Origin of the sequence: Streptomyces flavofungini, assembly GCF_041028215.1 — a bacterium.
GTDB lineage: Bacteria > Actinomycetota > Actinomycetes > Streptomycetales > Streptomycetaceae > Streptomyces > Streptomyces flavofungini_B.
In genome coordinates, this window is sequence record NZ_JASKYR010000539.1 from 1 (window position 1) to 5,644 (window position 5,644).

A 5,644-nucleotide genomic window follows, 5' to 3' on the forward strand; every position below is an offset into this window, starting at 1 on the left:
TGTGGCACGGCGGCTCGCCCCGGCACGGCGCACCGCCCCCGCCGGACCACCCCGAGCCGCGGGACCACGCCTTGCGCGCCCTCGACCACGCCGTACGCCACGCGGCGGAGACCCTCGGCGACCCCGACCCGCTCGGCGTCATCGAGGCCGACGACCGCCTCGGCCGCCCCGCCGCGCTGCGGGTGCGCGCCCGCCGCGCCGCCCGCAACGTGCTCCTCTCCGGGGCGTCCTGGCGCTACGGCCTGCGGCTCGCGCTCTGTATCGGCATCGCGCAGTCCCTGGTCTCACTGATCGAGGTGCCCAGGTCGTACTGGGTGGCGCTCACCGTCACCTTCGTCCTCAAGCCCGACTTCGGCTCGGTCTTCTCGCGCGCCGTCCTGCGCGCCATCGGTACGGCGGCGGGCCTGGTCATCGCCGCCGCCGTGCTCGCCGAGGTGCCGCACGGCTGGTGGGACGTGCCCGTGATGATGCTGCTCGCCCCGCTGATCCCGGCCCTGACCACACGCGGCTACGGCCACCAGACGGCGGCCATCACGCCGGTCATCCTGCTGCTCTCGGACATCCTCAACCGCCAGGGCCTCGGCCTGGTCGTGCCCCGGCTCGTCGACAGCCTGATCGGCTGCGCCATCGCGCTCATCGCGGGCTATCTGCTCTGGCCGGAGAGCTGGGGGACGCGGATCGGAGACCGGCTCGCGGACGCCGTCGCCGACACCGCCGGATACGTGAGCTGCGTCTTCGGCGCCCACGAGGACCCCGCGGCCAGGGCCAGGATGCGCCGCCGCCTCTACCGCGACCTCTCCGCCATCCGCTCCGAGTTCCAGCGGGCACTGACCGAACCGCCGCCGACGGGCACCCGTGCCGCCGCCTGGTGGCCGCTGGTCGTCGCGGTGGAGCGGATTCTGGACGCCACGACCGCCGCGCGCGTCCGCATCCGGCACGGCGCGGCGGAGCCGGACGCGGAGGAGATCGCCGAGATCGTCGCGGAGCTGCGGGCGCTGGCGGCCGGGCTGCGCGCCTCATCGCACCTCAGGGAGGTGCGGACCGGGTTCACCGTGGGGCCCAAGGACAGCGTCCTGGAACCCCTGCGGCAGGAAGTGGGGGCCGCACGGGCCATCGCCTCGCCGAACACGACGTGACGCCGGGCCCGTGCGGCCCCTGCGAGCCTGGGTCAGGCTCTCACCGACTGGTCACTCAGTGGTCGGCGTTGACCTTGTCCAACGCCTTGGCCAGGCCGTTCGCCCAGAGCTGGTCGACCTTCGCCCGCTCGGTGGCGTCGGGCTGCGCGTTGGTGCAGGACGGGCCGGGGCCGCCGCCCGACATCAGCTGGCTGCACGGGCCGTCGTAGGTGTCGGGGAGACCGAGCACGTGGCCGGTCTCGTGGGTGGTGACGCGCGTCGAGTCGTACTCCTTGTTCTGCGCGTAGTCCAGGAAGACATAGCCGTTGCCGTGGCCGTCGCTGCTGGCGTACGAGCCGCGCGGGTCGTCGCCCTCGCGGTACTCGAAGCTGGCGCCCGAGGTGCCCGCCTGGAGCTTCACGTTGGAGACGGCGCCGTTCCAGATGGAGGCGCTGCTGGCTATCTGGGAGGCGAAGGTGGGAGCGCCGGACGCGTCGTAGACGACGGTCACGGACTTGGCGCCCGGGTTGGCCGCGCGCTTCTCGGCGACCGCCTTCACGACGGCCTCGAAGAACGCCTTGTTGTTCTTGGCCTCGGCCTTCGAGCCCTCGTACTTCGCCCAGGAGGCGGCGACGGGCGCGGAGGTGTGCGGGGTGGCGGGCGCGGCGGTCGCCGAGGTCGCGCCGAGACCGGCGACGGTGAGTCCGAGGACGGCGGCGACAGACAGGTAACGCTTGTTCATGTGTGGGGGGCTCCCTATTCGTTCCTCGGCCGTGGGGGGCCGATGAAAGGTGAACGGATCGGTAGCTGTGAGTCTCGGGGAGCGTGTGACGCCTGGGAATGATGGCAATGCCCGATAGCCCGGAGCTATCACCCCGTCCACGCCTGCCCGAAACGGCTCATTCTCATGGGGTTTGGGTACCTGGTGCGGCGGCCGTAGCGCCTCTACGCTCATCGACCATGGAGCTTGAGGTCAGGCACCTCCGTGCGCTGTGCGCCATCGCCGACAGCGGCAGCCTGCACAAGGCGGCCCGCCAGCTCGGCATGAGCCAGCCTTCGTTGACGACCCAGCTGCGCCGCATCGAGCACGCGCTCGGCGGCCAGCTCTTCGCCCGCGAGCGCACCGGCTGTCGCCCGACGCCGCTCGGCCGTGTGGTCCTCAGCCGCGCCCGCCCCCTGGTCACGGAGATGAAGGCGCTCGTCACCGAGACGATGGCCGCCGCCGCCCGCGCCACCGAGGGCCCGCGCCTGCGCATCGGGTCCACGGCCAGCCGGGCCATACCGGGCTGGCTGCGCAGGCTGCGGGTGCGGCTGCCCGGCACCGAGATCTCGCTCCAGATGGACGTCTCGGCCAACGCGCTGCTGCGGATGGTGGCGGGCGGCCAGCTCGACGTCGCGTTCGTGCACGAGGTGGAGGGCAGTCCGCTGCGGCTGCCGGAGACGCTCCGAAGACGCGTGCTCCTCGACCGCGAGCCGCAGTTCGTCTCCCTCGCCGCCGACCATCCGGCGGCGAGGCGCCCGGTCGTCCGCCTGCGTGACCTCGCGGACGACCGCTGGATGGTGGACCCCACCGTGGACGGCGAGTGGGACGGTCTGCGCCGCGTGCTGACGGCGGCGGGCCTGAATCCCTCCGTCCTGCACGGCGACTATCTCACCGCGTCCTCCCTCGTCGCCTCCGGCGAGGTCGTCACCCTCTGCCAGCCCACCTCGCGCGGGCGCACCGACATGGCCGTACGCCCCCTCGACGGCGACCCCCTGGGCGTACGCCTGCTGGTGGCCGCCCGCACCGAGGACGAACTGGGCGCGGTCTACGGCGAGCTGGAGTCCGCCTACTGGGAGGCGGCCCAGCAGGCCCCCGCCTATGGAGCGTGGCTGCTGCGGTCCGGCGACACACGGGCGGCGCCGGCCACCGGACCCTGGTCCCCGAGCCAGGACGACCGCCTGACCGCGTGACCGCCTGACCGTGTGGCCACCGGACCGACCGCCCGCCCGCGCGCGCCCGCGTGCCCGGCCGTCAGACGCCGATGTCGCCGCCGTCCGCGCGCCACACCGAGACGACCGCCGGACGGACGATCCTGCCGGGTCCGTCGGGCCAGACGCTCGCGGGCTTCTCGACGGACGCGCCGTCCACCTCGCCCGGGTGCTGTACGGAGACCAGCACGCGCCGGTCCTGGACGAGCGGGCCGCAGGTCTCCGCGCCGGTCGGCATCGTCAGGAACTGCTTCAGCTCACCACGCCTGCTGCCCCGGGTCGCGACGCCGAAGAGGCCGTCGTGCGAGCCGAGCTGGTTGCCGTCGGTGGAGATCCACAGGTTGCCGTGCGGGTCGAAGGCGACGTTGTCCGGGCAGGAGATGGGCGAGACCCGCTCCTTGGGGAAGCCCGCGAAGTACGTGGCGGGGTCCTCCGGGTCACCGGCGACCAGGAACAGCGACCAGCCGAAGGACAGCGCGTCCGCGCGGTTGCGGCGCTCGGTCAGCTCCAGGATCTGCCCGTGCTTGTTGAGGTTGCGCGGGTTGGCCTCGTCGGCACCGGCCTTGCCCGCCTTGCCCCGGTCGGAGTTGTTCGTGAGCGCGACGTACACCTTGCCGGTGTGCGGGGACGGCTCGATGTCCTCGGGACGGTCCATCTTGGTCGCCCCGACCTTGTCACCGGCGAAGCGCGTGAAGAGGTAGACCTCCTCGGCGGTCATGCCCTCGACGTGGCTGACGGCCTTGCCGCCGGGGCCCGCGGTCGCGAGCGGAATCCAGGTGCCGCTGCCGTCGAACTCGCCGTCCTCGGGGAGGGTGCCCTTGCCGTCGATCTCGTCGGCGGGCGAGTTACCGGTCAGCTTGGCGACGTACAGCGTGCCCTCGTCGAGCAGGCCCAGGTTGTGCTCGTGGGCGGCGCGGGAGGTGCCCTTGGCGACCCGCTTGCTGCTGACGAACTTGTAGAAGTAGTCGAACTTCTCGTCGTCGCCCATGTAGACGACGGGACGGCCGTCGTGCGTCAGGCGCGGCTGCGCGGCCTCGTGCTTGAAGCGGCCGAGGGCGGTGCGCTTGCGGGGCGTCGACTCCGGGTCGTACGGGTCGAGCTCGACGACCCAGCCGAAACGGTTGGCCTCGTTGGGCTCCTTGGCGAGGTCGAAGCGGTCGTCGAACCGCTCCCACTTGCGCTCGGAGGCGCCGCCGACGACGCCGTACCGCTTCAGGCGCGCGGCGGCCACCGGGTCGGTGACCTTCTCGGCGTTGGCGAAGTACTGGTTGAAGTTCTCCTCGCCGTGCAGCGTGGTGCCCCACGGGGTGGTGCCGCCCGAGCAGTTGTTCAGGGTGCCGAGGACGGTGGTGCCGCGCGGGTCGGCCTTGGTGCGCACGAGCGGGTGGCCCGCGACGGGCCCGGCGAGCCGGAACCGGCTGGTGGCGGTGAGCCGCCGGTTGAGGTGGTGCCGGGGCACGGCGGACAGCTTGCCCTTCCGCCGCTCGCCCTCCACCACGACCACGGAGAGCCCGTGCGCCGCCCAGGCGATCTCGACCTGCTCACGGGTGGGGTTCTCGGGGTCGTACCCCTTGAACATCAGGATCTCGTCCGTGTACTCGTGGTTGGCCACGAGGAGCTGGAGTCCGTGCTCGTGGCGCAGCGGCAGCAGGCTGAGGAAGTCGTTGTTGTAACCGAACTGACCGGCCTGCGCCTTGGCGCTCTGGCGGTTCGCGTCGAAGGCGGGCGCGCCGCGCAGGATCGGCTCGCCCCAGCGGATGACGACGTTCTGCGCGTAGCCGCCGGGGATGGTGACGGTGTCGGCGGTGTTGGGCGCGACGGGCGTGAAGCGGAGGCCGCGCGCCGCCCTGGAGGTTCTGGGCTTCCTGCTGCCCGCGGGCACCGCGGCCGCGGCCTCGCTCGCGGCCGGGTCGGCTATGACGGCACCGCCCGCGGCGGCGGCGACCGTGACGACGGCGGCGGCGCGCATCATCGAACGACGGCTGAGAGCACCGGCGATGACGTCGCCGACGTACGCGTTCTCGCTGGTGTTGGGCACTTCCTGGAAGCAGGCGTCACCGCAGCGGAAACGGCAGGTCAGGGCGGAACGGCCGCCGCTCCCCTGATGCGAGGTGACGATCGGCAGCAGCTTCGGCACGGGTCCTCCGTCGTGGTGTTGCGTAAGCCTGTCCGTGGCTTGATTCCGCCGTGACGCTAGGGGCGGAGTCCGGCATATCGGCGGCCGGAGGGTGAACGGCCGGTGAATCCGGGCGCACGGGGAGGAGTTCGGCGGTGCGGGGCGCGACGGATGACCCTGCCCAAGATCGCCCCCGGTGGCGGCTAACCTTACGTGTCCGCCCTGGCCAGGGATTTTCGGAATCAACTCACGCGAAGGGTTGCGCACATGGGCATTCTGAACCGCCTGCGGAACGCGTTCGGACGGTCACGCAAGATCGAACCGGTGGCCGACGGTGCGCCGGAGTCCGCGGAGGCCTCGGAGCCCGCGGAGGCTTCACAGCCGGTGAGCGTCCCCTCCCCGTCCCCGGAGCGGGGGGGGCACCGGTTCGATCTTGCGTGAC

Annotated in this window: 4 protein-coding genes; 2 read left to right on the forward strand and 2 right to left on the reverse strand. The window is 72.4% G+C overall.

The features are described from left to right. Positions 1 to 1,136 (forward strand): FUSC family protein (locus tag AB8Z36_RS29095; RefSeq protein ID WP_369216367.1); only part of this gene is annotated, 1,136 nt, incomplete at its 5' end. A gap of 55 nt (positions 1,137 to 1,191) precedes the next feature. Here the strand turns inward: AB8Z36_RS29095 and snpA are convergent. Continuing rightward, positions 1,192 to 1,857 carry a snapalysin gene (gene snpA / locus AB8Z36_RS29100; protein ID WP_369216368.1) on the reverse strand — a complete coding sequence of 222 codons (666 nt, stop codon included), beginning with the start codon at positions 1,855 to 1,857 and terminating at the stop codon, positions 1,192 to 1,194. 218 nt (positions 1,858 to 2,075) lie between these two features. Between snpA and AB8Z36_RS29105 the strand changes: the two genes are divergently transcribed. Then, positions 2,076 to 3,068 carry a LysR family transcriptional regulator gene (locus AB8Z36_RS29105; protein ID WP_369216369.1) on the forward strand — a complete coding sequence of 331 codons (993 nt, stop codon included), beginning with the start codon at positions 2,076 to 2,078 and terminating at the stop codon, positions 3,066 to 3,068. Positions 3,069 to 3,129: 61 nt separating this feature from the next. Here AB8Z36_RS29105 and AB8Z36_RS29110 read toward each other — a convergent pair whose 3' ends face one another. Beyond that, positions 3,130 to 5,223, reverse strand: coding sequence for a PhoX family protein (locus tag AB8Z36_RS29110; protein ID WP_369216370.1), 2,094 nt, complete (start codon positions 5,221 to 5,223; stop codon positions 3,130 to 3,132). Between the last annotated feature and the right edge of the window lie 421 nt (positions 5,224 to 5,644).

Bases quoted from the DNA above. Each gene is read 5' to 3' on its own strand.
- AB8Z36_RS29105 (WP_369216369.1), top strand. From the start codon at position 2,076: ATGGAGCTTGAGGTCAGGCACCTCCGTGCGCTGTGCGCCATCGCCGAC.
- snpA (WP_369216368.1), bottom strand. From the start codon at position 1,857: ATGAACAAGCGTTACCTGTCTGTCGCCGCCGTCCTCGGACTCACCGTC.